Origin of the sequence: Chitinophaga rhizosphaerae (genome assembly GCF_003958645.1) — a bacterium.
Classification (GTDB): Bacteria; Bacteroidota; Bacteroidia; order Chitinophagales; family Chitinophagaceae; genus Chitinophaga; species Chitinophaga rhizosphaerae.
On the sequence record NZ_RXLO01000008.1, the window covers coordinates 206,616 to 231,066 of the forward strand.

The 24,451-nt window shown below is 56.2% G+C and carries 23 protein-coding genes; 8 read left to right on the forward strand and 15 right to left on the reverse strand.

All coding sequences use genetic code 11. The annotated features are described in order from the left end of the window. Positions 1-6 precede the first annotated feature (6 nt). Positions 7-1,254, forward strand: coding sequence for a sulfate adenylyltransferase subunit 1 (locus tag EJ361_RS18940; RefSeq protein ID WP_126247211.1), 1,248 nt, complete (start codon positions 7-9; stop codon positions 1,252-1,254). 77 nt (positions 1,255-1,331) lie between these two features. On the opposite strand, the gene EJ361_RS18945 is transcribed toward EJ361_RS18940, so the two are convergent. The 4 genes from EJ361_RS18945 to EJ361_RS18960 all read right to left on the reverse strand — a co-directional run bounded on the left by EJ361_RS18945 (position 1,332) and on the right by EJ361_RS18960 (position 5,019). Further along, positions 1,332-2,945 carry a hypothetical protein gene (locus tag EJ361_RS18945; RefSeq protein ID WP_126247212.1) on the reverse strand — a complete coding sequence of 538 codons (1,614 nt, stop codon included), beginning with the start codon at positions 2,943-2,945 and terminating at the stop codon, positions 1,332-1,334. Positions 2,946-3,048: 103 nt separating this feature from the next. Beyond that, complete coding sequence (locus EJ361_RS18950) at positions 3,049-3,471, reverse strand: hypothetical protein (protein WP_126247213.1); 423 nt, start codon at positions 3,469-3,471, stop codon at positions 3,049-3,051. 16 nt (positions 3,472-3,487) lie between these two features. After that, entirely contained in the window at positions 3,488-3,907 is a 420-nt protein-coding gene (locus EJ361_RS18955; RefSeq protein ID WP_126247214.1) for a hypothetical protein, read from the reverse strand. A 155-nt stretch (positions 3,908-4,062) separates the two neighbouring features. Further along, the gene (locus EJ361_RS18960) at positions 4,063-5,019 is read right to left on the reverse strand and encodes an NAD-dependent epimerase/dehydratase family protein (RefSeq protein ID WP_126247215.1); all 957 of its coding nucleotides are present in this window, start codon (positions 5,017-5,019) and stop codon (positions 4,063-4,065) included. 218 nt (positions 5,020-5,237) lie between these two features. Here EJ361_RS18960 and kdsA point away from each other — a divergent pair, with 218 nt between their 5' ends. Next, entirely contained in the window at positions 5,238-6,059 is an 822-nt protein-coding gene (gene kdsA / locus EJ361_RS18965) for a 3-deoxy-8-phosphooctulonate synthase (protein ID WP_126247216.1), read from the forward strand. Between the two features lie 124 nt (positions 6,060-6,183). Continuing rightward, positions 6,184-6,582 (forward strand): hypothetical protein, encoded by a 399-nt coding sequence (locus EJ361_RS18970; RefSeq protein WP_126247217.1) that lies wholly within the window; start codon positions 6,184-6,186, stop codon positions 6,580-6,582. Between the two features lie 93 nt (positions 6,583-6,675). Here EJ361_RS18970 and EJ361_RS18975 read toward each other — a convergent pair whose 3' ends face one another. Together EJ361_RS18975 and EJ361_RS18980 are read right to left on the reverse strand one after the other, a co-directional pair. Further along, positions 6,676-7,485: a DUF4382 domain-containing protein gene (locus tag EJ361_RS18975; protein ID WP_240646678.1), complete on the reverse strand. Its 810-nt coding sequence runs from the start codon at positions 7,483-7,485 to the stop codon at positions 6,676-6,678. Between the two features lie 131 nt (positions 7,486-7,616). Then, complete coding sequence (locus EJ361_RS18980; protein ID WP_126247218.1) at positions 7,617-7,838, reverse strand: PspC domain-containing protein; 222 nt, start codon at positions 7,836-7,838, stop codon at positions 7,617-7,619. A gap of 159 nt (positions 7,839-7,997) precedes the next feature. On the opposite strand from EJ361_RS18980, the gene EJ361_RS18985 reads away from it, so the two are divergent. Together EJ361_RS18985 and EJ361_RS18990 are read left to right on the forward strand one after the other, a co-directional pair. Continuing rightward, complete coding sequence (locus EJ361_RS18985; RefSeq protein ID WP_262707080.1) at positions 7,998-10,253, forward strand: aconitate hydratase; 2,256 nt, start codon at positions 7,998-8,000, stop codon at positions 10,251-10,253. 84 nt (positions 10,254-10,337) lie between these two features. Next, positions 10,338-10,967 (forward strand): HD domain-containing protein, encoded by a 630-nt coding sequence (locus EJ361_RS18990; RefSeq protein WP_126247220.1) that lies wholly within the window; start codon positions 10,338-10,340, stop codon positions 10,965-10,967. Here the strand turns inward: EJ361_RS18990 and EJ361_RS18995 are convergent, their stop codons facing one another. From EJ361_RS18995 to EJ361_RS19030, 8 genes are all read right to left on the reverse strand, one after another. Further along, positions 10,968-12,008, reverse strand: coding sequence for a DUF4421 domain-containing protein (locus tag EJ361_RS18995; protein WP_126247221.1), 1,041 nt, complete (start codon positions 12,006-12,008; stop codon positions 10,968-10,970). A 33-nt stretch (positions 12,009-12,041) separates the two neighbouring features. Continuing rightward, positions 12,042-12,530 carry a metallophosphoesterase family protein gene (locus EJ361_RS19000; RefSeq protein WP_126247222.1) on the reverse strand — a complete coding sequence of 163 codons (489 nt, stop codon included), beginning with the start codon at positions 12,528-12,530 and terminating at the stop codon, positions 12,042-12,044. 18 nt (positions 12,531-12,548) lie between these two features. After that, positions 12,549-13,547 (reverse strand): formimidoylglutamase, encoded by a 999-nt coding sequence (gene hutG, locus EJ361_RS19005; RefSeq protein WP_126247223.1) that lies wholly within the window; start codon positions 13,545-13,547, stop codon positions 12,549-12,551. 44 nt (positions 13,548-13,591) lie between these two features. Continuing rightward, the gene (gene hutI, locus EJ361_RS19010) at positions 13,592-14,794 is read right to left on the reverse strand and encodes an imidazolonepropionase (RefSeq protein ID WP_126247224.1); all 1,203 of its coding nucleotides are present in this window, start codon (positions 14,792-14,794) and stop codon (positions 13,592-13,594) included. Between the two features lie 19 nt (positions 14,795-14,813). Beyond that, positions 14,814-16,487 (reverse strand): urocanate hydratase, encoded by a 1,674-nt coding sequence (gene hutU, locus EJ361_RS19015; protein ID WP_126247225.1) that lies wholly within the window; start codon positions 16,485-16,487, stop codon positions 14,814-14,816. A gap of 26 nt (positions 16,488-16,513) precedes the next feature. Beyond that, positions 16,514-18,082, reverse strand: coding sequence for a histidine ammonia-lyase (hutH, locus tag EJ361_RS19020; protein WP_126247226.1), 1,569 nt, complete (start codon positions 18,080-18,082; stop codon positions 16,514-16,516). Continuing rightward, positions 18,079-18,585, reverse strand: a complete 507-nt coding sequence (locus EJ361_RS19025; RefSeq protein ID WP_126247227.1) for a MarR family winged helix-turn-helix transcriptional regulator — start codon at positions 18,583-18,585, stop codon at positions 18,079-18,081. The genes hutH and EJ361_RS19025 overlap by 4 nt, the downstream gene beginning before the upstream one ends. A gap of 78 nt (positions 18,586-18,663) precedes the next feature. Further along, complete coding sequence (locus EJ361_RS19030) at positions 18,664-19,053, reverse strand: SET domain-containing protein (protein ID WP_126247228.1); 390 nt, start codon at positions 19,051-19,053, stop codon at positions 18,664-18,666. Positions 19,054-19,142: 89 nt separating this feature from the next. On the opposite strand from EJ361_RS19030, the gene EJ361_RS19035 reads away from it, so the two are divergent. Together EJ361_RS19035 and mgtE are read left to right on the forward strand one after the other, a co-directional pair. Next, complete coding sequence (locus tag EJ361_RS19035; protein ID WP_126247229.1) at positions 19,143-20,024, forward strand: bestrophin family protein; 882 nt, start codon at positions 19,143-19,145, stop codon at positions 20,022-20,024. A gap of 30 nt (positions 20,025-20,054) precedes the next feature. After that, the gene (gene mgtE / locus EJ361_RS19040; protein ID WP_126247230.1) at positions 20,055-21,431 is read left to right on the forward strand and encodes a magnesium transporter; all 1,377 of its coding nucleotides are present in this window, start codon (positions 20,055-20,057) and stop codon (positions 21,429-21,431) included. 1 nt (position 21,432) lies between these two features. Here mgtE and EJ361_RS19045 read toward each other — a convergent pair whose 3' ends face one another. Further along, complete coding sequence (locus tag EJ361_RS19045) at positions 21,433-21,975, reverse strand: histidine phosphatase family protein (RefSeq protein ID WP_126247231.1); 543 nt, start codon at positions 21,973-21,975, stop codon at positions 21,433-21,435. An 84-nt stretch (positions 21,976-22,059) separates the two neighbouring features. Here EJ361_RS19045 and EJ361_RS19050 point away from each other — a divergent pair, with 84 nt between their 5' ends. Further along, positions 22,060-24,432 carry a S9 family peptidase gene (locus EJ361_RS19050; RefSeq protein ID WP_126247232.1) on the forward strand — a complete coding sequence of 791 codons (2,373 nt, stop codon included), beginning with the start codon at positions 22,060-22,062 and terminating at the stop codon, positions 24,430-24,432. Positions 24,433-24,451: the final 19 nt, after the last annotated feature.

The following is a 24,451-nucleotide window of genomic DNA, read 5'->3' on the forward strand; positions in this document are numbered from 1 at the left end:
CAACATATGGACGTTTTACGTATCACCACATCCGGCAGTGTAGACGACGGCAAAAGCACCCTCATCGGGCGGCTCCTGTACGATACCAAATCCATCACGCAGGACAAAATGGAAGCCCTCCAGGCGGCCAGCAAAAGAAAGGGGCTCGACTTCACCGACCTCTCGCTCCTCACAGACGGGCTCATCGCCGAGCGCGAGCAGGGTATCACCATCGATGTGGCGCACATCTACTTCAGCACCCCCAACCGCAAATACATCATCGCCGATACACCGGGGCACTTCGAGTACACCCGCAACATGGTGACCGGCGCATCCACCGCGCAGGTTTCGCTCATCCTCATCGACGCCCGCAAAGGCATCGTGGAGCAGACTTACCGCCACTTCTTCATCGCCTGCATGCTGCGCATCCCGCACCTCGTGGTCTGCATCAACAAGATGGACCTCGTGGAATACGACGAAGCGCGCTACAACCAGATCGTGGAAGATTTCCAGCAGCTGTTGCCGGGTTCTTTATACGAAGGCAAAGAAGTGAAATGCATCCCCATTTCCTCGCTGTACGGCGAAAACGTGGTGACGCGCACCGAAAAGATCAGCTGGTACAAAGGGCTCCCCTTGCTGGAGTTCCTGGAAGAAATCCAGTTCGACCGGAACGATCGCAACCATCCCGCCCGCTTCCCCATCCAGTACGTGATCCGCCCCAAAACAGAGCAGTTCCACGACTTCCGGGGTTTTGCCGGCAAGATCGCCAGCGGCAGTTTTTCGGTGGGAGACACCATCGTATCACTCCCCAACGAGCAGAAAAGCAAAATCAAATCCATCGAGAAATTCGGTGAGCAACTGCAGGATGCGCATGCCGGTGAAAGTGTGGTGATTACGCTGGAAGACGAGATCGACATCAGCCGGGGCAACCTGCTGGTGAAGGAAGGGCAATCGCAACCCGAAGGCCTCCGCGAAGTGAAAGCGCAGATTTGCTGGATGGACCAGAACAAACTCACACCCGGCAAGACGTACCTCCTGCAGCATGGTCCTACCCGCATCAAATCCAAGGTGCAGCAGATCACCAGCGTAACGGAAGTAACGACCAACCGGATCGAGGAGAAAACGGAAATGGGACTGAACGATATCGGCCGCATTGTGCTGAAAACCGCCCAGCCCGTGTTCGCCGACAAATACGGGACCAATCCCGCCAACGGCACGTTCATACTCGTCGACGAGTTTTCGAACGCCACGGTGGCCGTGGGTTTCATTGAATAACTCGCACCATCTGTCAACTAAAATATAAAGCCGGGGACCATTGCCCCGGCTTTCCTGTTTTATCGCATTTTAGTGTCTCATTTCATGTTGTTGGAAGCGGCGCCGGCCATATCGTGACCGGCCGTTTTGCGTTCCGGCACCTGCAGCCATACCAGTTTGATTTCCCTTTTGTTGTCGGGATTGCGTTTCAGGGTTACGAGCGTCCGTTTCACGGGGTCGTAGTCGCTGAACGCGAAGAGCGCCACCTGGCGGTCGGTTTCCGTGCTGAAAACGAAATCGCGCTGCGGCACGGGGTCTTCCCCTTCGAGGGTGTAATAGAAACCGTGGCAGTTGCTGATGTCGCGGATGGCGGCCTGGCGCGAGGGATCGGTGGCTTTTCGGCGGGCGTCGAGGTCGTTGATAAGGATATACCCGGGTATGTAGGTGAACAGTTTGTACTGGTCTTCCCATTGGAAGGGCGCGTTCACGTTTTCGCGGGCTTTGAGGTAGAAGGGTTTCATGACCACGCCCTGGTTGATGTGCCTGCGCGGGATGATCCAGCTGTTAATTTCCTTGCCGGTGCTGTCGTAATTCACGACCGCCACGTTGGCCAGCACGGTGCTCACTACGGTGGGCGTATTGTTCATCATGCGGATGTGATTGTCCAGTTCCTCGAACACGATGCTGTAGCCGCCGTCTGCCCGGAAGAACACGTTCTGCGGAACGCCGTTGTATTCCGTTTCGGAACCGAATGCTTCCTGCTGCTTCTGGTTGACGCCCCGGAAATAAATGTCTTTGGCGAAGGAAATATTCAATGCAGGAAGTTGTACCACGGAACTGCGCGTCAGGATGCGTTCGGTTTTCTTTTCCATTTTCTTCACGGCCTGGAGCAGGAGCAGTTGTCGGGTTTGGGGGTTGTATTTGACGAAAGCTCCTGTCACTGCGTCTTCTGCGGGGAAGCGGAGATCGTGGAATTTAAAGAAGACCATACCGCTGTCGAGCGTAGCAAGTTTCATGACGAGGCTGTCGCCCGATTGGCCTTTATTTTCTTCCATGCCGAGGATGCAGAGTTTTTCTTCGCCGATGACGGCCATGTCCCAATACCGGAAGGGGGCGCTGTGATCGAAGTTTTTAAAACGGGCGCGGCTGATTTCCCGGTGATTGGCGGAGAAGTGGACGATCTGGTATCCGGCGTCGGATGCATCGTCGGTGTTGAAATACATCCAAACGGCGTAGCTACCGGAGTGGGGATCGCGGATGATGAGAAAGTCCGAACTGGCGAGGGATTTCTTCCGCAGGTCTACTTTATCCTGTTCGGCGATAACGCTGTCTTCGGTAAGGAGCCCGTTTTCTGCGCTGATGGTGAGCCGGCGGAGGAGGGGATGCCTTTTGGAGCGATCGCTGAGGAAGATGGTGGCGTTGCCGTTGCCGGATTCGAAGGCGGCGTCGAGCTGGGCGTTTTTATAGGCTTTCCAGTCGGTAACGGGGGGCAGGGTGTCGATGCGGTGGTGCTGGCGGTCGAACAATTGCAGCTGGATACCCTGCTTCGGGGTGAAGTGGATGAAGAGGGTGTTGCCGTTCGTGAGCTGGAGGATGCGCGCGTTGCCGTCTCCCGGCTCCTGGAACGCGGGACTTTCGGCGATGGTGGTAAATTGCGCGCGGGCCTTACCGGCACCAAGGGCCAGCAGGCAGAGGATCAAGGTTTTCTTCATAGGATCGGGTGGCGCAGGGCCGATACAAATATAACTAATTTATAATAAGAAACCGCCATCGGGGCATTCTGCCTGAATGATATGGATGTTCGACCCGGCGCAATTAAAATGCATGGGTTGGCAGGAAGGAATTGGAAATATCATGACGGCACAATCGTCCACCAGCTTTTTCCAGCTTATACTCCGAAATGATCTGTTTATATTCGGTATTTGAGATATCGTCTTTCCCATACGTTCCTGTTTTGGGATAAAAACCGATCACGGTCACGGCAGCATGTTCCACCTCCACGACATAATAGATCCGGTAGCCGTTGGATTTTCCTTTAGCTGAGTTGGAAGACGCAAACCTGGATTTTTGGAAATGCACTTTCCCACTTGCACCCAACAGTTTGGGTTGCATGGAAATCGCTTCTATATCCTTATTGGCAAAAAATGCGCAAAGATCTTCGCAACAACGGCTATAACTGTCTTTCTTCCTGTATTTTTCGATGTCGTTGCGAACGCTTGAAGTGGTATAAAACTTCATTTTGGGGCCGGTTCATTTAGTCCTTGAAAATATCATCCCATTCCGATGTATCGTTCGCTTTGAAGCGGGAGAGATCGTGCACCATTTCACGTAATTCGCTAAACTCGGCTTGAAAGTCTGTCAGTAATTGGGGCAAGTCCGCATCCAGACCAGTTTTGGCGATGGTAGCGAGCAACTTGTCGGCAACGGGAAAAATAGGGAAGATATTACTGATCACTTCCCGCGCCTGTTCCTGTGTAAACAGGTTGAAGTTTTCCTCGATATCGTCTGTCAACACCTTGAAAGCGTCACCAACGACTTTTAGTATTCCGGATAATTTAATGATCGCATCCAGATGCTGGTCAGATCCACGAACGATCTCTTCCTGTCCGGATTCGAGCGTAATGATCGCATTGTTTATTCTTTCGTGGTAGTCCATTGTCGTGATATGTGCCATTAGCATTGATTTTTGGGGCATTCAAAAAAGGACGATACAAAGTGTAATTTAAATGATTAAATGATTCGCCGACATTATCACCCATTTTTTTTAGCGCCATTGAAAAACCCCGGCAAAAATGCCGGGGTACAACCTATAGTAGTGTTAAAATGAGATTACATGCCTTTCTGAACCCTGAGGTTTTTGAGCATATCCGCCGTCATTTTCTCCAGGTCGAATTCGGGTTTCCAGCCCCAGTCTTTGCGGGCCAGTTCGTCGTCGATGCTTTGCGGCCAGCCGTCGGCGATGTGCTGGCGGTAATCGGGCTCGTAGCTGATGGAGAAAGTGGGGATATGTTCGCGGATGGCGCCGGCGATCTCTTTCGGCGAGAAGCTCATGCCAGTCAGGTTGTAGCCTGAGCGGACGGAGATTTTCGCACTGTCTGCCTCCATCAGTTCGATGGTGGCGCGGATGGCATCGGGCATATACATCATGGGCAGGTACGTATCTTCCGACAGGAAGCATTTGTAGCTGCCTTCCTCGAGGGCTTCGTGGTAAATTTCCACCGCGTAATCGGTGGTACCGCCACCGGGGGCGGATTTATAGCTGATAAGGCCCGGGTAGCGCAGGCTGCGCACGTCGATGCCATACCGGGTATTGTAGTATTCGCACCAGCGCTCGCCGGCGAATTTGGAAATACCGTAAATGGTAGTGGGTTCGATGATGGTGTGCTGCGGCGTTTCCTGTTTGGGGGAATTGGGGCCGAACACGGCGATGGAGCTGGGCCAGTAGATTTTATCGAGCCCTTCTTCCTTCGCGATATCGAGCACGTTGAGCAGGCTCGCCATATTGATATGCCAGGCCAGCAGCGGATTCTTCTCGCCGGTGGCGCTGAGGATCGCTGCCAGCAGGTAGACCTGGGTGATGTTATGACGGATCACCAGTACGTGCAGCATCTCCTTGTTCATCACGTCCAGCGAAACATAGGGGCCGGTTCCCTTCAGCAGATCGTGCTCTTCGCGCAGGTCGGATGCGATCACGTTGGAATCCCCATACATCTTGCGCAGGGCCAGTGTCAGTTCCACACCGATCTGGCCGCAGGCGCCGATAACCAGAATCTTGTCTTTCTTCATATAGCGATTAATAAAAATGAGTGGCCAAATTTAGCTTCTAGTCGCAATATTACCCGAATTACCCATCCAAACAATGACAATACCATAACAATTTGAACGAACGCCTGTTGCCCTTCGTAACGCGGGCATCAGCCATATCGAAAATTAGGCCTAATTTTGCGCCGTGCAACCCCGGGCGGTAGCACACCGATATTGAATAAACAGTCTAACAGATAGCAATGAAAACTTTACAATCGCTCTTCAAAGAGCAATATCATCCTGAAAACTTTTTCCTCATCGCAGGCCCCTGCGTGATCGAAGACGAAGACCTGGTAATGGGCGTGGCCGAAAAAGTGTCCGCCATCTGCAAAAAACTGAATATCTCCTACGTCTTCAAAGCCTCCTATCGCAAGGCCAACCGCACTTCCATCAATTCCTTCACCGGGATCGGCGACGTGGAAGGGCTCGACCTCCTGCAGAAAGTAGGCAAAACTTTTAACGTACCCGTTACTTCCGATATCCACTCCGCCGCCGAAGCCGCCATGGCCGCAGCTTATGTGGATGTGCTCCAGATCCCGGCGTTCCTTTGCCGGCAGACAGACATCCTCCTGGCAGCCGCCGACACCGGTAAATTCGTGAACGTGAAAAAAGGACAGTTCCTCAGCGGCGAATCCATGAAATTCGCCGTGGAAAAAATCCAGCAGGCCGGTAATGACCGCATCCTCCTCACCGAGCGCGGCACTACCTTCGGGTACCAGGACCTCGTGGTGGATTACCGCAACATCCCCGTCATGAAAGGCCTCGGCGCACCGGTGGTGATGGACTGCACGCATTCCCTGCAGCAGCCCAACCAGCCCGGCGGCGTAACCGGCGGCAACCCGCAGATGATCGGCACCATCGCCAAAGCGGCCATCGCCACGGGGGCAGACGGGCTTTTCATCGAAACCCATCCAGACCCCGCCTGCGCGAAGTCCGACGGCGCCAACATGCTCCGCCTCGACCTCCTGGAGCCCCTGCTCGAAGAGCTGGTACGCCTCCGCGAAGCGGTGTACAAAAAGTAGCTAAAACAAGGCAGCGCCCCCACGGTTCTGCCTTTTTTACTTTTTAGTTCCCCGGATTTCCATTAAATTCATAGCAATACTGAATTCGATTAGCAAAGTTTTCAAACCCAAAAAACACTGCACTATGATTCATTTGCATGATTTAAAGACAGGCGATCTTGTGCTGGCAAAATTCGAGGAACAGTTATCGGAAGGGCCGGTCCTGCAGATAGACCGCGAGCTGGGCCAGGCCTGCGTGCTGGTCGGGGAGCAGGAAAACTGGTATGAGCCGGCGGATTTATTTCCCATTCCATTGACGGTGGAACAGTTGCTGAAACTGAAATTCAAGAAATCGGAAGAAACCACCATTAACGGCGCGCCCGACACATACGTCCGCGGCCCCTTCACCATTACCCTCCACAGCGGCTCCGATCCCCGCACCATCCTGCATTACCGCGATGAAACGCGGAACATCGCCGGGCACCTCATGGTCCATCAGTTGCAGAACCACTACCACGGGATGACGCTTTTCCATCTCGAATAATACGGATGCAAACATCACCACATAAAAAAGAGGTTGCCCGTCGGCAACCTCTTCGTATTTAAGCATCACTCGCGGCGGAAACCACTTATATCCTTATTTCAATTGCAGCCGGACGGTGTCTACCGTCGTAATCTGCCCCAGCACTACCGGCACTGCGTTCTTCACGGCCGGCAGGAAGTTCGTGTCGGTCGGGATGAAATGCAGGCTGTAGGCACCGGCGGGGATGCCGCGGAGCAGGTAGCCGCCGTTCAGCGAATACGTGCTGGCAACGGTGTCTGCGCCCTGGATGGCGAGCACGGCCGTTTGTACGGAATCGGGCAATACACCGCCCCTGATATTACCGCCAACGGCTTCGAGCACGGTGCGGATCACGGGTTTGAGGATGTATTTACCGCTGTTGCCGGCTTTTACGATGGATTTGGCAACGTCGAAATCAAGGGTGAGCTTGTTGATGATGCCGCCGATAACGGCCTGGTGGATGTTCAGCTTGAGGCCCGATTGCTGCGCGCTGGGCGTGGTGAGGGCGATGCGTTCGCCTTCGTTGGTAACGAGGTAATTGTCATCGCCGAGCACGAGGCGGATCTGGGAAATTTTGCCGGTGGGGATTTCCGCGTCGGCCAGGATGGTATCCCTGTCGTTCACGAGGTCCAGCAGATTATAGGCGCCAGCCTTCACCCCCGGCAGGGGCACCCAGTTTTGGTCGTCCGCATCCGAACTGTTGATCCGGATCTCTTTCACATCGATCCAGACTTGCGCATAATCTCCGGGGTCGTCTGTGAGGGCGATCTGGAGGCGTGTTTTTTCGGGCCCGCCGTTGGAATCGGTGTTGGAACAGGCTGTCAAGGTTGCGATACCGCCCAGCATAAAGGTGCCGAGGGCCAGGTTTTTCCATGTGTTTTTCATCAAAAGACGGTTTAAGTTGAGCATGTTGTTAGGTAACTCAAAGTCATTTGATCCATTCCGACAGGAAAAGTTTAAAGGAAGGTTAATTTTTTTTCCGGGGGATGACGGACGGGGTTGTGAAAACTGTTGGATTACAGGTAACGGAGGGGGTTGCGGCGGGCGTTGGTGATATAATTTTTGATGTTCATCCAGAATGCGAGGATCATGTACACGATCAGGGGGGAGCCCATCGTGAGGAAAGTAGCATAGATGAAGAACAGACGGATGCGGGACGTGGCGATGCCGAGCTTCTCCCCGATGGCGGTACAAACGCCAAAGGTCTTCCACTCCACAAAATCTTTGACCTTATTCATATATCAAATTTATTGCAATCCAGCAAATTTAACAAATGAAATTGCGCCCATTAACAAGAGTTTTAACTTTAAAAAAAGTACGGAAATGATTAACTTCGCCGTGCAAATTTTAATGTAACCGCTCTTAAATTATTTATTTCCATGGTGTTTGATATTGACATGATTAAAAAATTGTATGCGGCACTCCCGGGTAAAGTGGAAGCTACCCGTAAGATGTTGGGCCGGCCGCTTACACTGGCAGAAAAGATCCTTTACGCGCACCTGTACGAACCGACGACCACACCGTACGAAAGAGGGAAATCCTATGTGGAATTTGCTCCTGACCGTGTGGCCATGCAAGACGCTACCGCGCAAATGGCTCTGCTGCAATTCATGACCTGCGGCCGCGACCAGGTTGCCGTTCCGTCCACCGTTCACTGCGATCACCTGATCCAGGCGAAAACGGGCGCAGCGCAAGACCTTGCCACCGCGATCGACACCAATAAGGAAGTATACGAATTCCTGTCTTCTATCTCCGACAAATACGGTATCGGTTTCTGGAAACCCGGCGCCGGTATCATCCACCAGGTTGTGCTGGAAAACTACGCCTTCCCCGGCGGCATGATGATCGGTACCGACTCCCACACCCCTAACGCAGGCGGTCTGGGCATGCTGGCCATCGGCGTTGGCGGTGCAGATGCCGTAGACGTGATGGCGGGCCTGGCCTGGGAACTGAAAATGCCGAAACTCATCGGTGTGAAACTCACCGGCAAACTGAGCGGCTGGGCTTCCCCGAAAGACGTGATCCTCCGCGTTGCCGGCATTCTCACCGTAAAAGGCGGCACCGGCTGCATCGTGGAATACTTCGGCGAAGGCGCCGACTCCATGAGCGCCACCGGTAAAGGCACCATCTGTAACATGGGTGCGGAAATCGGCGCCACCTGCTCCGTTTTCGCTTACGACAAAGGAATGGCCGAATACCTGAAAGCCACCTCCCGCGCCGAAGTAGCCGCCCTGGCAGACGGCGTTCGAGAACACCTCCGTCCGGACGACGCCGTGTACGCAGACCCCGCCAAATTCTACGACCAGGTGATCGAGATCAACCTCGACGAACTGGAGCCCTATGTAAACGGTCCTTTCACACCGGACCTGGCATGGCCCATCTCCAAATTCGCACAGGCCGTTAAGGAAAACAACTGGCCCGAAAAACTGGAAGTCGCCCTCATCGGTTCCTGCACCAACTCTTCCTACGAAGACATCTCCCGTTCCGCATCCCTCGCGAAACAGGCTATCGATAAAAACCTGGAAGTGCATTCCGAATTCACCATCACCCCCGGTTCCGAACTCGTTCGCTACACCATCGAAAGAGATGGCCTGCTCGATACGTTCGACCAGATCGGCGGCGTAGTGCTGGCGAATGCCTGCGGTCCCTGCATCGGCCAATGGGCCCGTCATATCGACGATCCCAACCGCAAAAACTCCATCATCACCTCCTTCAACCGCAACTTCGCCAAACGTAACGACGGCCTCGCTTCCACCCACGCTTTCGTGGCCAGCCCCGAAATCGTTACTGCACTGGCTATCGCGGGAGACCTCACCTTCAACCCCCTCACGGACACACTGAAAAACCGCGACGGGCAGGAAGTGAAGCTCGACGAGCCCAAAGGCTTCGAACTGCCTCCCCAAGGCTTCGACGTGAAAGACGCCGGCTACCAGGCGCCTGCAGCAGACGGCTCCGGCGTTCAGGTGATCGTATCCCCCACCTCCGACCGTCTCCAGCTCCTGGAAGCGTTCAAGGCATGGGAAGGCACCGACCTGAAAGGACTGAAACTCCTCATCAAGGCGAAAGGTAAATGTACGACCGACCATATCTCCATGGCAGGCCCCTGGTTGAAATACCGCGGCCACCTGGACAATATCTCCAACAACATGCTCATCGGCGCGGTAAATGCGTATAACGACAAAACCGACACCGTGAAGAACCAGCTGACCGGCGAATATGGCGCCGTTCCGGCCACCCAGCGCGCCTACAAAGCCGCTAACATCGGTTCCGTTGTTGTGGGCGACGAAAACTACGGCGAAGGTTCCAGCCGCGAACACGCTGCCATGGAGCCCCGTCACCTCGGCGTTCGTGCGATCCTCGTGAAATCCTTCGCGCGTATCCACGAAACCAACCTGAAAAAACAGGGCATGCTCGCATTGACCTTCAACGACAAGGACGATTACGAAAAAATCCAGGAAGACGATACGTTCGATATCGACGGCCTGACCACTTTCGCGCCCGGCACTCCGCTGACCGTTGTACTGAACCACAAAGACGGATCGAAAGATTCCATCACCGTGAACCACACCTACAACCAGCAGCAGATCGAATGGTTTAAAGCTGGCGGTGCGCTCAACGTGATCCGCGCCCAGTTCGCAGCGGCGAAAAAATAAAATCACTGAAAAGCATATATTACAGGCCGTTCCCCACCGGGAACGGCCTGTTTTTTGTTCCAATCACCCCAAAATCCCGAGGCTATGCAACCCGATGCGATCAGGAAATACTGGATGGACCTTAACCAGCGATGCGGCAGCCCGCCCCAGGCGGCCTGGCACGAAATCGACCGGATCACCTTCCAATATTCCACCCATGGCCGGCATTATCATAACCTCGATCATCTCGCCGAGCTCGTCAAGCTGCAACGGCAATACGCACCCCTGTTGCTGGACAATGACTCCGTGCTCTACGCCATTTATTTTCACGATTTTATCTATCAGCCGAAACGGAAAGACAATGAGCTGAAAAGCGCCGAGGAAGCCATCTTTTATCTCCGGAAAGTAGGCGCACCGGTGGAGCGGCAAGATAAAGTTTACCGTTACATCCTGGCCACGGCAGGCCATCAGCCGGAATTATCCGACCCCGACCTCGATTATTTCCTGGATTTCGACCTGTCCATCCTTTCCGCTCCGGAAGAACGCTATAAAGTGTATGCGAAAAACATCCGCCGGGAATACCGGATGTATTCCTGGCTGGATTACCGGAATGGCCGTGTGAAGGTGTTGCAACACTTTCTGGCGATGCCGCACATTTACCGCACGGAACTTTTCCGCGAGAAATACGAGCGCCGCGCACGGCTGAACCTGGAAAGGGAACTGGAAAAACTGTGATCAGAAAAGCGGCTTCCGCAGCCCGAACCGGCGTACGATGCTGAAGCGGAGATTGCCCGCGCCGAAGGTCTGGTAAGCCCTGTCTACCGGCGCATCGCCGCGCGTGGAGATATCTACGTAATGAACGCCCACATAGAATTTGCTGGAATTATACCCCGCCGCGAAACGGAACGTGCTGTTCAACTGCCATCCGAAACCATGCACTTTGCCTGAACCGTCGTTGAAGGCCAGCACCGTGCGGTTCACGCCCGCGGCCACCGCCAGCGAGCCCGTGAGGAAGAAATGCTTCGCGATGACGAGCGTGTACGCGTATCCCCCGTTCAGGGCGAAACTGACATTACTGCTCCGCGTAAACGGCATGCCGCCGTAAAAGCCGTCGTTACGAAGGTCTAACGGCACCAGCGCCGAATCTCCCCGCATCTGCCAGGCAAAAATCTCCGCGCCCACCAATGGCGTGCCTGCGCTTTTCTGCTGGTATTCGTTCTGGAGGAATGCCGCGCGGTAGGAGAACCGCCTGTCGTTGAAGATATACTGCGCGTGGAGGCCGATATTGGTATTGATGATATCCGGCCGGATGCCATTGGCCTTCACCGAAAGGGCGTTATCGAAAAAACGCTTGGCAGTGCCGATGTAATAACCCTGGTAATATTGCCCATAAAAATCCACAACCAGCTTGCGGGTGTATAAATGCGTCTGCAAATCGAGGTATTTCGTCTTGCCGTAACGGTCATTGTCGTTATTGATGAAGGGCAGGTTGAAGCCGAGATTGAGGCCGATGAACTTGTAATTGGCGCCGAAACCCACGTTGTTATTGGCGTTGGGCCGGTACAGCAGTTCTTCGTTGACCGACCGGTGATGCATGTCGTAATAATTGTACTTGCGGGAACCGTAGAGGCGTACGGTCAGGTCTTGCGTCAGGTCTTCGATGTAGGCCGTGTCGTTATCGGTGTGGAGCCAACGCAGGAAACGGCGCTCCTGTGCGCGGGAGAGCGCAGGACAGAGCAGGATGAGCCAGCAGATGGTGATGATCCGGAGTTTCATGCGTGTAACAGTCGTCTGGTATACAACAATCCTTTAATCAGGCAGTTCAATCACTTCGAGATTTTTAATCTCTCCGTTCAGGCATTCGAACCGCACGAGGGTTTTTACCTTGTGCCAACCCTGCTTACCGCAGGCGCCCGGATTGATATGAAGCAATTGCAATGCCGGATCGGGCACAACCTTCAGGATATGGGAGTGGCCGGTAATGAAAAGGTCCGGTCTTTTTTTGTGGATGTGCGGTTTGAGGGCGGGCGTGTATTTCGGGGGATAGCCGCCGATGTGGGTCATCCAGACCTTCACGCCTTCGCAGATGAAAAGATTGTGTTCCGGGTAACGGATACGGATATCCTGCCCGTCGATATTCCCGAACACGGCCTTCAGCGGCTTGAAAGCCTCCAGCTCGTCGGCCAGTTGCACGTTCCCGATATCTCCCGCATGCCAGATCTGGTCTACCTGTTCGAAATACTTGAATACCAGCGGGTGAAGGTACCCGTGCGTGTCTGACATCAATCCAATCTTCATGCCGCTAATATAGGAGAATTAATCGCCCTGCCGGAGGAAATAATTCATCACCGTTTCGAACACCAGCGATGCGGCCAGCTTGGCGGTGCGATTGTCGATATCGAGGGAAGGGTTCAATTCTGCGAAGTCGACACCGGCCAGTTTGCCGGTCCGCAATACGGTGCGGAAACAGTCGAGGAACAGCGCGTCCGGCACCAGGCCGTTATATGCCGTCGCGGAAACGCCCGGAGCGTATGCCGATGCGAATACGTCGAGGCAGGTGGTAAGGTATATTCTGTCTGTCCGCTGGATGAACGACCGGATGGCGCCAACCAGCTGATCGTGGTATTTCTGCTGGAAGAGGCTCGCCGGCAGGTAATCCGCCCCTGATTCCGCCGCGGTTTTAAACAACCGGGGCGTGTTGGAATTTTGCTGGATGCCGAGTACGAGATAATGGAATGGCTGCCCTTCCTGCTTCCTTTCCTGCGCGATCTGCCAGAACCCCGTTCCCGACGAAACCCCTTCCCCACCAGGCTCCCGGAGGTCGAAGTGCGCGTCGAAATTGACGATGCCTACCACTTCCTTCCCGAAATGCCTGCTGATGCCCCGTTCGTGGCCAAATGCCACTTCGTGCCCGCCGCCCAGCACCACCGGCAGGTAACCCGCCTGAAGTATATGCGCCACCGTGGCCGACAGCGCGTCTTGCGCCATTTCGAGCTGACGGCCGTCGCAAACGATGTTGCCGGCGTCTACCAGCAGCTGATTGCCGAAATGAACGGGAAAGGAAGCGCATGCCTTGCGCAGGGCTTCCGGACCGGCGGCGGCGCCGGTGCGGCCACCGTTGCGGCGAACACCTTCATCGCAGGCGAACCCCAGGAACGCGATACCCTTCTGGCCTTCCGGGATCGGCGGCAGCGGGGCCCGGCTCAGGTCTGCCAGTTGCACGCGCTGGTGCCAGCGTTGGAGATCGGGGTCGTTGCCGTCGTTCCGGCCCTGCCAGGCACCGGGAGACGCGGGTTGGTAACATACGAGGGTCATGGGTCTGCGATTGGGTCTGTTGAGATTGCTAATATCCTGAAAAATCAAATGCGCTCACCATTTTTCCACACAAACGAAGGTTTGAGTTTGCCCTGGTGGTACAATATTTCCCTGAAATCCGCGCAGGGATAGGCTTGCAGGTCGGCCGACGCGGATTGGATACCGAGCGCCTTTGCCGCGCGAAACGTGAGCCCGGCGAATACCTCCGCTGCCGACAGCCGTTCGGTTGCGCTCATGACGGCCGCCTGCATGAGGAGGTCGCCCATGGGCGCGGATCCGGGGTTCCAGTCGCTCGCGATGGCCACGCAGGCGCCGGCGTCGAGGAGCTTGCGGGCGGGGGCGTACCCCATGCCCAGGCCCATCGAGGCGCCGGGAAGCACCACCGCCACCGTATCCGAAGCTGCCAGCCGGCGGATGTCTTCCGCGTTAGACGCTTCGAGGTGGTCTGCGGAAAGGGCACCCACTTCCACCGCAAGGGCGGAACCGCCGCTGGTGAATTGGTCTGCGTGTACGGTGAGCTGGAATCCCATCGCTTTCGCGGCCTGTAAGAACGGGCGGGCCGCCGCCACGGAGAACGCCGTCTCTTCCACGAAAATATCGACGCGGTTGGTCAGGTGCTCATCTTTCAAAACGGGTAACAGTTCGTGCAGGATCCAGTGCAGGTAAGCTTTTTCGTCGCCATCGAAATCCTTCGGGCGGATGTGCGCCGCCAGGCAGGTGGAGACGAATTCGGCGGGCGTAAACTGGTCGGCCGTGCGGATGGCGCGCAGCATTTTCAGTTCGCCGGCCATGTCCAGGCCGTAGCCGCTTTTCACTTCCATGGTGGTCACGCCTTCGCGGAGGTGCCGGTTGGCGCGGGCTACCACATTCTCCATGAGCTCCGTATCAGTAGCCGCGCGGGTTTTGGTCACGGAATCCCAGATGCCGCCGCCGGCACGGGCGATGTCGAGGTACGACTTCCCTGCCGTTCGCATGGCGTAATCGCGGCTCCGCGATCCTGCGAAGCAGATATGTGTATGGCAATCGACGAAACCCGGTAACAATACCATGGGCTCGTCGATCTTTTCAATTTCAGCGGTGGGATGGGCTTTGCGCAGCGCATCGAAATTTCCGAACTGCAACGTCTGTCCATCTTCCACCAACACACCGCCGTCTTCGATGATCGCCAGCTGTTCGTCGGAGATGGGCCCTTTTTCCGGGAGACCGGTCAGCGGCAATATCTGTGAGAATGGTCCGATGATTTTCATATGGATGGATGTTGGAGGTTTATAATCCGAGGCCGAATTCGTCGCGCACTTCGATGGCTTTTTCATAACCCGCGTCTGCATGGCGGAAGATGCCCATGGCGGGATCGTTGAAGAGCACGCGCCTGAGGCATGCCTCCGCACGGTCTGTCCCGTCTGCCAGCACTACCATGCCCGCGTGTTGCGAATATCCCATGCCTACGCCGCCGCCGTGGTGGAAAGACACCCAGGTGGCGCCGCCGGCGGTATTGCTCATGAGGTTGAGGAGCGTCCAGTCGGAAACCGCGTCCGAACCGTCTTTCATCGCTTCCGTTTCGCGGTTGGGCGACGCTACGGAGCCACAATCGAGGTGATCGCGGCCGATGACGATGGGCGCTTTCACTTTACCGGTGCGCACCAAGTCGTTGAACAGCAATCCTGCTTTTTCCCTTTCTCCCATACCGAGCCAGCAAATGCGGGCGGGCAAACCCTGGAAGGCTACGCGTTCCTGTGCTTTGGTGAGCCAGTTGTGAAGGGGCTTGTTGTCGGGAAAAAGTTCCATCAGCGCGCGGTCTGTCGTATAAATATCTTCCGGGTCGCCGGAAAGCGCCACCCAGCGGAAGGGTCCTTTCCCTTCGCAAAAAAGCGGGCGGATGTAGGCCGGCGTGAATCCGGGGAAGTTGAACGCGTTCGCTTCGCCGCCTTCCTTGGCGAATTCGCGGAGGTTGTTGCCGTAATCGAAGGTGATGGCGCCCTGGCGCTGCATTTCCAGCATGAAACCCACGTGGCGCGCCATGCTTTTGAGCGCCAGCTGCTTGTAGGCGGCGGCGTCTTTGACGCGGAGTGCTGCGGCGGCTTCGAGGCTCAAATTGTTGGGCACATATCCGTTGATGGGATCGTGCGCGGAGGTTTGGTCGGTGAGGATATCTGGGATGATACCGTCTTTCAGCAAGCGTTCCAGCATATCGCCGGCGTCGCTGACGAGGCCGATGGAAATGGCTTCTCCATTCGCTTGCGCTTCGCGCACCCAGGCGATGGCTTCGTCGTAGGAATGCGTCATGCGGTCGAGGTACCTGGTCTCGATGCGTTTCTGCAGGCGGGTGGCGTCAACGTCTGCCCCGAGGAACACGGCGCCGGCCATGGTGGCTGCGAGCGGCTGAGCACCGCCCATACCGCCGATGCCTGCGGTCACGAGGAGTTTCCCCTTCAGATCGCCGTTAAAATGCTGGCGGCCGCACTCCACGAAGGTTTCATACGTTCCCTGGAGAATTCCCTGGGTGCCGATATAAATCCAGCTGCCGGCGGTCATCTGTCCGTACATCATCAGACCTTTCGCGCGGAGCTCGTTGAAATGCTCCCAGGTGGCCCATTTCGGAACGAGGTTGCTATTGGCCAGCAGTACGCGCGGCGCTTGCGGATGCGTGCGCACCACACCTACCGGCTTGCCCGACTGCACGAGCAGGGAATGCTCTTCGTCGAGCGTGAGCAGGGAACGGATGATCTGCTGCAGGGCTTCGCGGTTGCGCGCCGCCTGGCCGATGCCGCCGTATACCACGAGCTCGTCGGGGTTCTCGGCCACTTCGTGATCGAGGTTGTTGAGGAGCATGCGAAGCGGGGCTTCGGTTTGCCAGTTGCGTGCGTGCAGCTCTGTGCCGCGCGGGGCTTTGTAATGCGGATGTGCGGCGTATTGCCGGATAAAATCAGTTGTATTTTTCATGATAGCGGATCGTTTTGGTGGATGAATCAAGAAAGACGGAATGTATCGTTATAAGGCCCGTTGAGATCGATGCCGTTGGCTTTCGCCGCAGCGGTGGCCGTGGCTACGAAGGAACCGTCGGCGATGATGGTGTGCAATGCGGCGATGTCGTTGGCGAAGATGCGGTCCTTCTTCGCGAAAGTCACTTTCTCGCGGGTGTAGGCGTGCAATGCTTCGAGGACGGGCGTGGATTTGAGGGGTCTCCTGAAATCCACCGCCTGTGCGGCATACAGCAGTTCGATGGCGAGGATGTATTCTACGTTCCCGATCACCTGGTGCAATTTGCGGCCGGAAATGGAGCCCATGGACACGTGGTCTTCCTGCCCCAGCGAAGTCGGGACACTGTCGGCCGAAGCGGGGAAACAGAGGGTTTTGTTCTCCGTGACCAGCGCCGCGGTGGTGTATTGCGGGATCATGAACCCGGAATTGAGGCCGGCGTCTTCGATGAGCAGTTTCGGCAACCCGAACCTTCCTTCGATCATCATGTAACAGCGGCGGTCGGAAATATTGCCGATTTCCGCGGAAGCGAGGGTGGCGTAATCGAGCGGGAGCGCCATGGGCTGGCCGTGGAAGTTGCCGCCGGAAATGGTGTCGTCTGCGGCAAAAATGATGGGATTGTCCGTCACCGCGTTCAGTTCGATGGAAGTCAATTCTTCGAGGTGCTTCCACGCCGTGCGGGAAGCGCCGTGTACCTGCGGCATGCAGCGGAGGCTGTAGGGGTCCTGCACCCGGCCGCAGTCCATATGCGCGGCCATGATACCCGATCCGCTTAATAATGTGTTCAACCGGTGGGCTACGAGCTGGTTGCCGGCGTATGGGCGAATGGCGTGCAGCCTGGGATCGAAGGGTTTGTAGGTGCCCATGAGCCCTTCCAGCGACAGCGCGCCAGCCAGGTCGGCCGCCTCCAGGATATTATGCATCCGCGCTACGGCGCTCACGGCGAACGAAAGGATGAACTGCGTGCCGTTGATGAGGGCGAGCCCTTCCTTGGGGCCCAGTACCACCGGCTCCTTCCCTTCCAGCTGCAACGCTTCCGCAGCCGGCATCCGCTGTCCTTTCCGCCACACTTCACCGAGACCGATAAGCGGGAGGAAGAGGTGGCTCAGCGGGGCGAGGTCGCCCGAAGCGCCTACGCTCCCTTTTTCGGGAACGAGCGGTGTGATGCCTTTGTCGATATGCCAGACGATGCGCTCCAGCGTATCCGGCGCTACGCCCGAGAACCCCTGTGCGAGGGCCTGTACCTTGGTGACGAGCATGAGCCGCGAGATGGTTTCGGGGATGGGATTGCCCACGCCCACGCTATGGCTTTGCAGGATATTGTACTGCAGGGCGCGGGTGTCTTCTTCGGAAATCTTCGTGTCGCACAGCGGACCGAAGCCGGTATTAATTCCGTACACGGTACGGTGTTCCTTCACGATAGCTTGCACGTGCCCGTAGCTCTGGCGCACGCGGTCCATCACTTCGGGCAGCAACACGCCCCGAACGCGCCCTTCGGCGATATCGAGGGCCTTGCGGGCCGTCAGCTGGTCTTTTCCGTAATGAAAGTTTTGGCTCATGATGAGATGGTTTTGGCGTTGACGTCCATGGCGCGGAGAATGCGGGCGGAGAGCGGGTCTTCCGCTACCGAGCGTTCCACGGCGCCGATGGCTTCGAGTATTTTGCGGCTTTGCGGATCTTCCTGTACGAGGCCTTCCATCGATTCCCCGATGGCTGTCCAGACGGGCAATACCTGCTGCAGCAGCGCGGCACCTTTTTTGGTCAGCTCCACGAGCTGGCGGCGCCCGTCTTCGGCGCACCGCGTAGTAGTAACAAGTCCTTTGCCTTTCAGGTTGGCGATCAATTGGGAAACGGCGGAATGGGATACTTCCAGTTCCTGTGAAATATCCATCAGCGTGAGCTGCCGCCCTTCGGAAAGGAGGTAGAACAGGGGGAACCAGCTGGCGTCGAAGGCGATGGCGGCCTGTGCGTACACTTTGTTCACCTCCGCCAGGAAGTATTCGCTGAGGCGCCGGAGGCGGCTCCCGAATATCAGGTAACCGAGTTTGGGATAGAAGCTCATGTAAATTATATAAGTGCTTATATATTTTACAATATTAAAAAATCCTTCGCAATCGCGGAGAATTTTTTTGCGGGGGATTTATTTCCGCTTCACGTCGAACCAAACGGAGGAAACGTCTTCCGGATCGCCGTTGTAGTTGATCTGCAGTTCCTCGCCTTTTTTGATGGCGCGGCGGGTTTTGATGGCCATGGTTTCCGCATCGAAATCCATCTCGTACTCGCAGTTGGGATCGTAGGAGTGGTTATAGATGGAGCAGTAGCCAAGGGCCACGCAGGAGCGGGTTTCCCTCACTCCCCAAAGGAAGATGTAGTTATGCAGTTTGGTAGTGTCGGCGATCTGGGTATCGCTGTTGGACAGGACCAGTACGGGCGACACTTCGATGGTAGTACCTGCGGGAATGGCTTCTTTGGTGAAAACACCGCGGCCTTTTTCTTTCGTCTTCTGTATGTACAAATACGGCTTGATCATAAATGACTTGGGAATAGATAAGCAGGGCGTAAATTAACACTAATACCGACACTAATCAAAATAAGCGGGATGGTTATTATTTTTGCGGCATGATCAACTACAATCCTACAGACTGGTTTACCTTCATTTTCCGTATCCACCGGGCGGATACGGTGAAGAAGCTGTTCCCGATGTTCATCGCTATCGCCTTGTACAGCTGCGTTATCGCCTGGCTGGAGCTGACGTTCATCCGGGTGCAGGCGGAGCGGGACCATCTGAAGAACATTTCGGCCATGCACGGCCTGTTGGGTTTTGTGATCTCGATGCTGCTGGTTTTCCGCACCAACACGGCGTACGACCGTTGGTGGGAGGGCCGCAGGCAGTGGGGAGGATTGGTGAACAGCAGCCGCAACCTCGCCATGAAACTGAAGGCCATGCTGCCCACGGGGCACCCGGCGGTGGCCTGGTTCGCGCATATGGTCCCGAACTATGCCTTTGCCCTGAAAGACCATCTGCGCGGGGAGTTCCATCCAGACAAGCTGGAGAACATACCGGAAGCTGAACTGGAGCGCCTGGGCAAGGGGATCCACGTCCCCAACCGCATGGCCACCCTCATCCTGGAAAAAATCAACGAGCTCCACCGCCAGCAGGTCATCTCCGGCGACCAGCTCATCACCATCAACGCGCAACTGGAATCCTTTACGGATATCTGCGGCGCCTGCGAGCGCATCAAGAATACGCCCATCCCCTTCTCCTACAGCGTTTTCCTCAAGAAATTCATTTTCTTTTATGTGATGACCCTGCCCATGGGATACGTTTTCGGTTTAGGCTACCTCGTTGTGCCCATGGTCGTTTTCATTTTCTATGTACTGGCCAGCCTCGAACTGATCGCCGAAGAGATCGAAGACCCCTTCGGGAAAGACGCCAACGATCTCCCCACGGAAACCATCTCGGCCAATATCCGCCGGCACGTTCAGGAGATCATGCAGTAATTACCTATTTTCGCGCAAGAGTCAGGATTTATGGAAAATGAAGCTTTACTGGAAAAGTTCGAAAAATTGGCCCGCGAGCAGCAACCCCAGGAACTACGTTCGTTCCTGGACGATCAGCTTATAACGGACATCGCCGAGCTGATCTACGAAGACCCGGAGCAGGGGCCCCTCATCATCAACCACCTGACCCTAAGCCGCGCCGCCGCGGCCTTCCGCATCCTCGAATTCCCCACGCAGGAAGAGATCATCAAAGACCTCCCCGCCCACAAAACCGCAGAGCTCCTCAACGAGCTCCCGCCCGATGACCGCACCGCCTTCCTCGAAGAACTGCCCTCGCAGGCCGTGCAGGAACTCATCAAACTCCTCGACCCCGAAGAAAGGAAAGTAACCCTCTCCCTCCTCGGATACAAGGAAAACAGCGTGGGCCGCCTCATGACGCCCGATTACATCGCCGCCCGCTCCCACTGGACCGTCGCCAAAGTGCTGAACCACATCCGCATGTACGGTAAGGACTCCGAAACGATCGACGTAATATATGTCATCGACCGGCAGGGCAAACTGCTGGACGATTTCCGGATCCGCGAATTCCTACTCGTATCTCCCGAAACCGTTGTGGAAACCCTCATGGACGACCGCTTCGTGGCCCTCAATGTGAACGACGACCAGGAAGATGCCATCCAGACCTTCCGCCTGGAAAACCGTGTGGCCCTTCCCGTGCTCGACGATAAAGGCGTAATGCTCGGGATCGTGACGATCGACGACATCCTCTGGATCGCCAACGAAGAACATACCGAAGATATCCAGAAGATCGGTGGTACCGAAGCCCTGGACGAGCCCTACCTGGACATGCCGCTGCTCCGCCTCATCAAAAAGCGCGTAGGCTGGCTGGTCATATTATTCATAGGCGAAATGCTCACCGCCTCCGTGATGGCCTATTTCGAAGATGAGATCGCCAAGGCGGTGGTACTGGCCATGTTCATACCCCTCATCATTTCCAGCGGCGGCAACAGCGGATCGCAGGCGTCTACCCTCATCATCCAGGCCATGGCTTTGGGCGAGATCACGATCAAGGACTGGTGGCGCGTCATGCGCCGCGAAATCCTGTCGGGCCTCATGCTGGGCAGCGTGCTGGGCCTCATCGGCTTCGTCCGCATCCTCATCTGGAACCAGTTCTTCCATACTTACGGCGACCACACCATTCTCATCGCCGCTACCCTGGGCGTTTCGCTGATAGGCGTAGTGCTGTGGGGAACCTTCTCCGGCTCCATGCTGCCACTGTTACTGAAAAAAGCCGGCGCCGACCCCGCCAGCTCCAGCGCACCGTTCGTAGCCACACTGGTAGACGTGACGGGACTGCTGATCTACTTCTCGGTAGCGTATATGTTCCTCCAGGGAATTCTGTTGTAAATCAATACCGCTTGCGGATGTAACGGCTGTCTTTCCGTGTTTTCCGGATGATGAAGAGATTGCCGTAATCCTTATCGGCGATGCTGTCGATATCCGGTTTGGCGTTGAGGCTGCGCATGAGCGGCAGCAGGGTGTTGCTATGACCGATCACGAGGATACGCTTCCCCCAGTCGCCCCGGCGGGAAATCTCGTACAGCAGGGCTTCTCCGGTACTGTCTGCGGGGTAGGTCACCGTATCGATCCCCAGGCGGATGCGGAGAGAGTCGCCCGTTTGCATGGTACGGCGGAAGGGAGTGGAATAGATGCGCTGGATGGCGGAATCCTTCAGCAACTGGTACAGCTTTCCGGCCCGGCGCTCCCCGGCGGCGGTGAGCGTGGAATCCGCACCGGGATTTTTCTCGGCATGGCGGACGAGAAAGAAGGTACCCGTCAGGAACGTGGTATCTTCCGCCACAGGCGTGACGGCCCGCTCCTTTTGCTTCGCCGGCCCGCATCCCGCTGTAAGTGCCAACAGGAAAGCACCGGCCATCATTTTACGCATCATCGGGTTGTCTTGTTTAGTATCTTGTGCATCAAATTATAAAATATCTCCAAGCAAACCAATAATCAATCGCCTGTTTACGAGATTATGCCGACACACATCAAACGCCTCACGCTACTCGCAACCCTTTGCTGGCCCGTTACCACTTTTGCCCAGCAATTGCAGACCCTGACCGTGGAAAAGATCATGCGCGACCCGAAATGGATCGGCACTTCGCCCGATAACATTTTCTGGGGGCTGGACGGGAAAACCATTTATTTCAACTGGAACCCGGAAAAATCTCCGGCCGATTCCCTCCACGCCATCACCCTCGCTAACCACAAACCCGTGAAAACGGAGCCTGCAGACAGAACGCACATCCAGGCGCTCCAGTCCGGCGAGCTCAACCTCGCCCGCACGCGGCTCGTATACACCTGGCAGGGCGATGTCTGGCTGCGCGACATGCAATCCGGGAAAGACACGCGCGTTACGCAGACCAACGACCTCGAGACCGGCGCGGAGTTCGGGTTCCAGGAAAGCAAAATCCTCTATCGCCGCGACCGCAATATCTTCAGCTGGGACCCCGCTACCGGGGCCGTCGAACAGCTGACCGATTTCGTGACCGGCGCCAAACCCGCCAAACGCGGCGATTCCGCAGGCGAGCAGGAAAAGCACCTGAAAAACCAGCAGCAGGAACTGTTTGAAGTACTGCGCGACAAGAAAGCCACTTCCGACGCCGCTACCGCATTCAATGATAATCTCCTCAAATCCAAAACCCTGCGTTCCCTTTACCTGGACGACCGCTCGCTCAACGATGCAAGAATGAGCCCGGACGGGCGTTTCGTAGTGTACCGTGTTTTCCGGGAGAATATGTCGCGCGGAACCGAAGTACCCGAATTCGTGACTGAAACCGGTTACACCACCGGCATCCGGAGCCGTTCGAAAGTAGGCGGTGCGCAGCCGCAGTACGAATCGTTCGTGCACGACAGGGTGAAAGATACTTCGTTCGCCATCAAAACCACGCAAATCCCCGGCATCTACGACAAACCGGATTATTCGAAAGACTATCCCGGGCGCGAAACCGCCAAAGCCGCGCGGCCCGTCATCATCAACGGCCCCTACTGGTCGGAAAAAGGGACGCGCGCCATCGTGAACATCCGCTCGCAAGACAATAAAGACCGCTGGATCATGCTGCTCGACGCAGCTTCGGGGAAACTCACGCCCGTAGACCGCCAGCGCGACGAAGCCTGGATCGGCGGCCCGGGCATCGGCTGGGGCAGCCTCGGCTGGATCGACGAGCAAACCTGCTGGTTCCAGAGCGAAGCCACGGGATACAGTCATCTTTATACCGTGAACGTGCACACCGGCAAGCGGACCGCGCTGACGTCCGGGAATTTCGAAGTGCAGGAAGCACAACTGTCCATGGATAAAAAGCATTTTTATATTACGACCAACGAAGTGCATCCCGGCGAGAAGCAATTCTACAAACTGGCCGTCGCCGGCGGAAAGCCCGAGCGCATCACCGCCATGAGCGGCGCGCATACCGTAAGCATCAGTCCGGACGAAAAGTGGATCGCCTACCGGTATTCCAACTCCAACCACCCCTGGGAAATGTACCTCCAGGAAAACCGCGCCGGCGCGCCGGCAACGCAGATCACCCACCAGGCCATGAGCCCTGAGTTCCGCTCCTATCCCTGGCGCGAGGCCAACGTGATCACGTTCAACGCCCGCGACAACCAGCCCGTTTACGCCCGCCTGTATACCCCGGATGCAGCGAAGAAAAACGGTGCGGCCGTGGTGTTCGTACATGGCGCGGGATACCTGCAAAATGCACATAAATGGTGGAGCCAGTATTTCCGCGAGTACATGTTCCACAACCTCCTCACCGACCTCGGATACACCGTGCTCGATATCGATTACCGCGGCAGCGCGGGTTACGGCCGCAATTGCCGTACGGGCATCTATCGCCATATGGGCGGCAAAGACCTCACAGACCAGGTAGACGGCGCGAAATACCTCGTGCAACAGCTCGGCGTAGATCCCGGGCGTATCGGGATTTACGGCGGCAGTTACGGCGGGTTCATCACGCTGATGGCACTGTTTACCGAGCCCGACGCATTCGCGGCCGGCGCGGCGCTGCGTTCCGTGACCGACTGGGCGCATTACAACCACGGGTATACCAGCAATATCCTCAACGAACCGTTTACCGACAGCCTCGCCTATCGCCGCTCTTCCCCGATCTATTACGCGGAAGGGCTGAAAGGCAAGCTGCTCATGTGCCACGGCATGGTAGACACCAACGTGCATTTCCAGGACATCGTGCGGCTGAGCCAGCGGTTGATAGAACTGGGGAAAGACGGATGGGAACTGGCCGTATATCCCGTGGAAGACCACGGGTTCACCGAGCCCAGTAGCTGGACGGACGAGTACAAACGGATCCTCCGGCTTTTCGAAAACGAACTGAAGCCGGCAGTGAAATAACGGCCGGTATTCCAGCAAG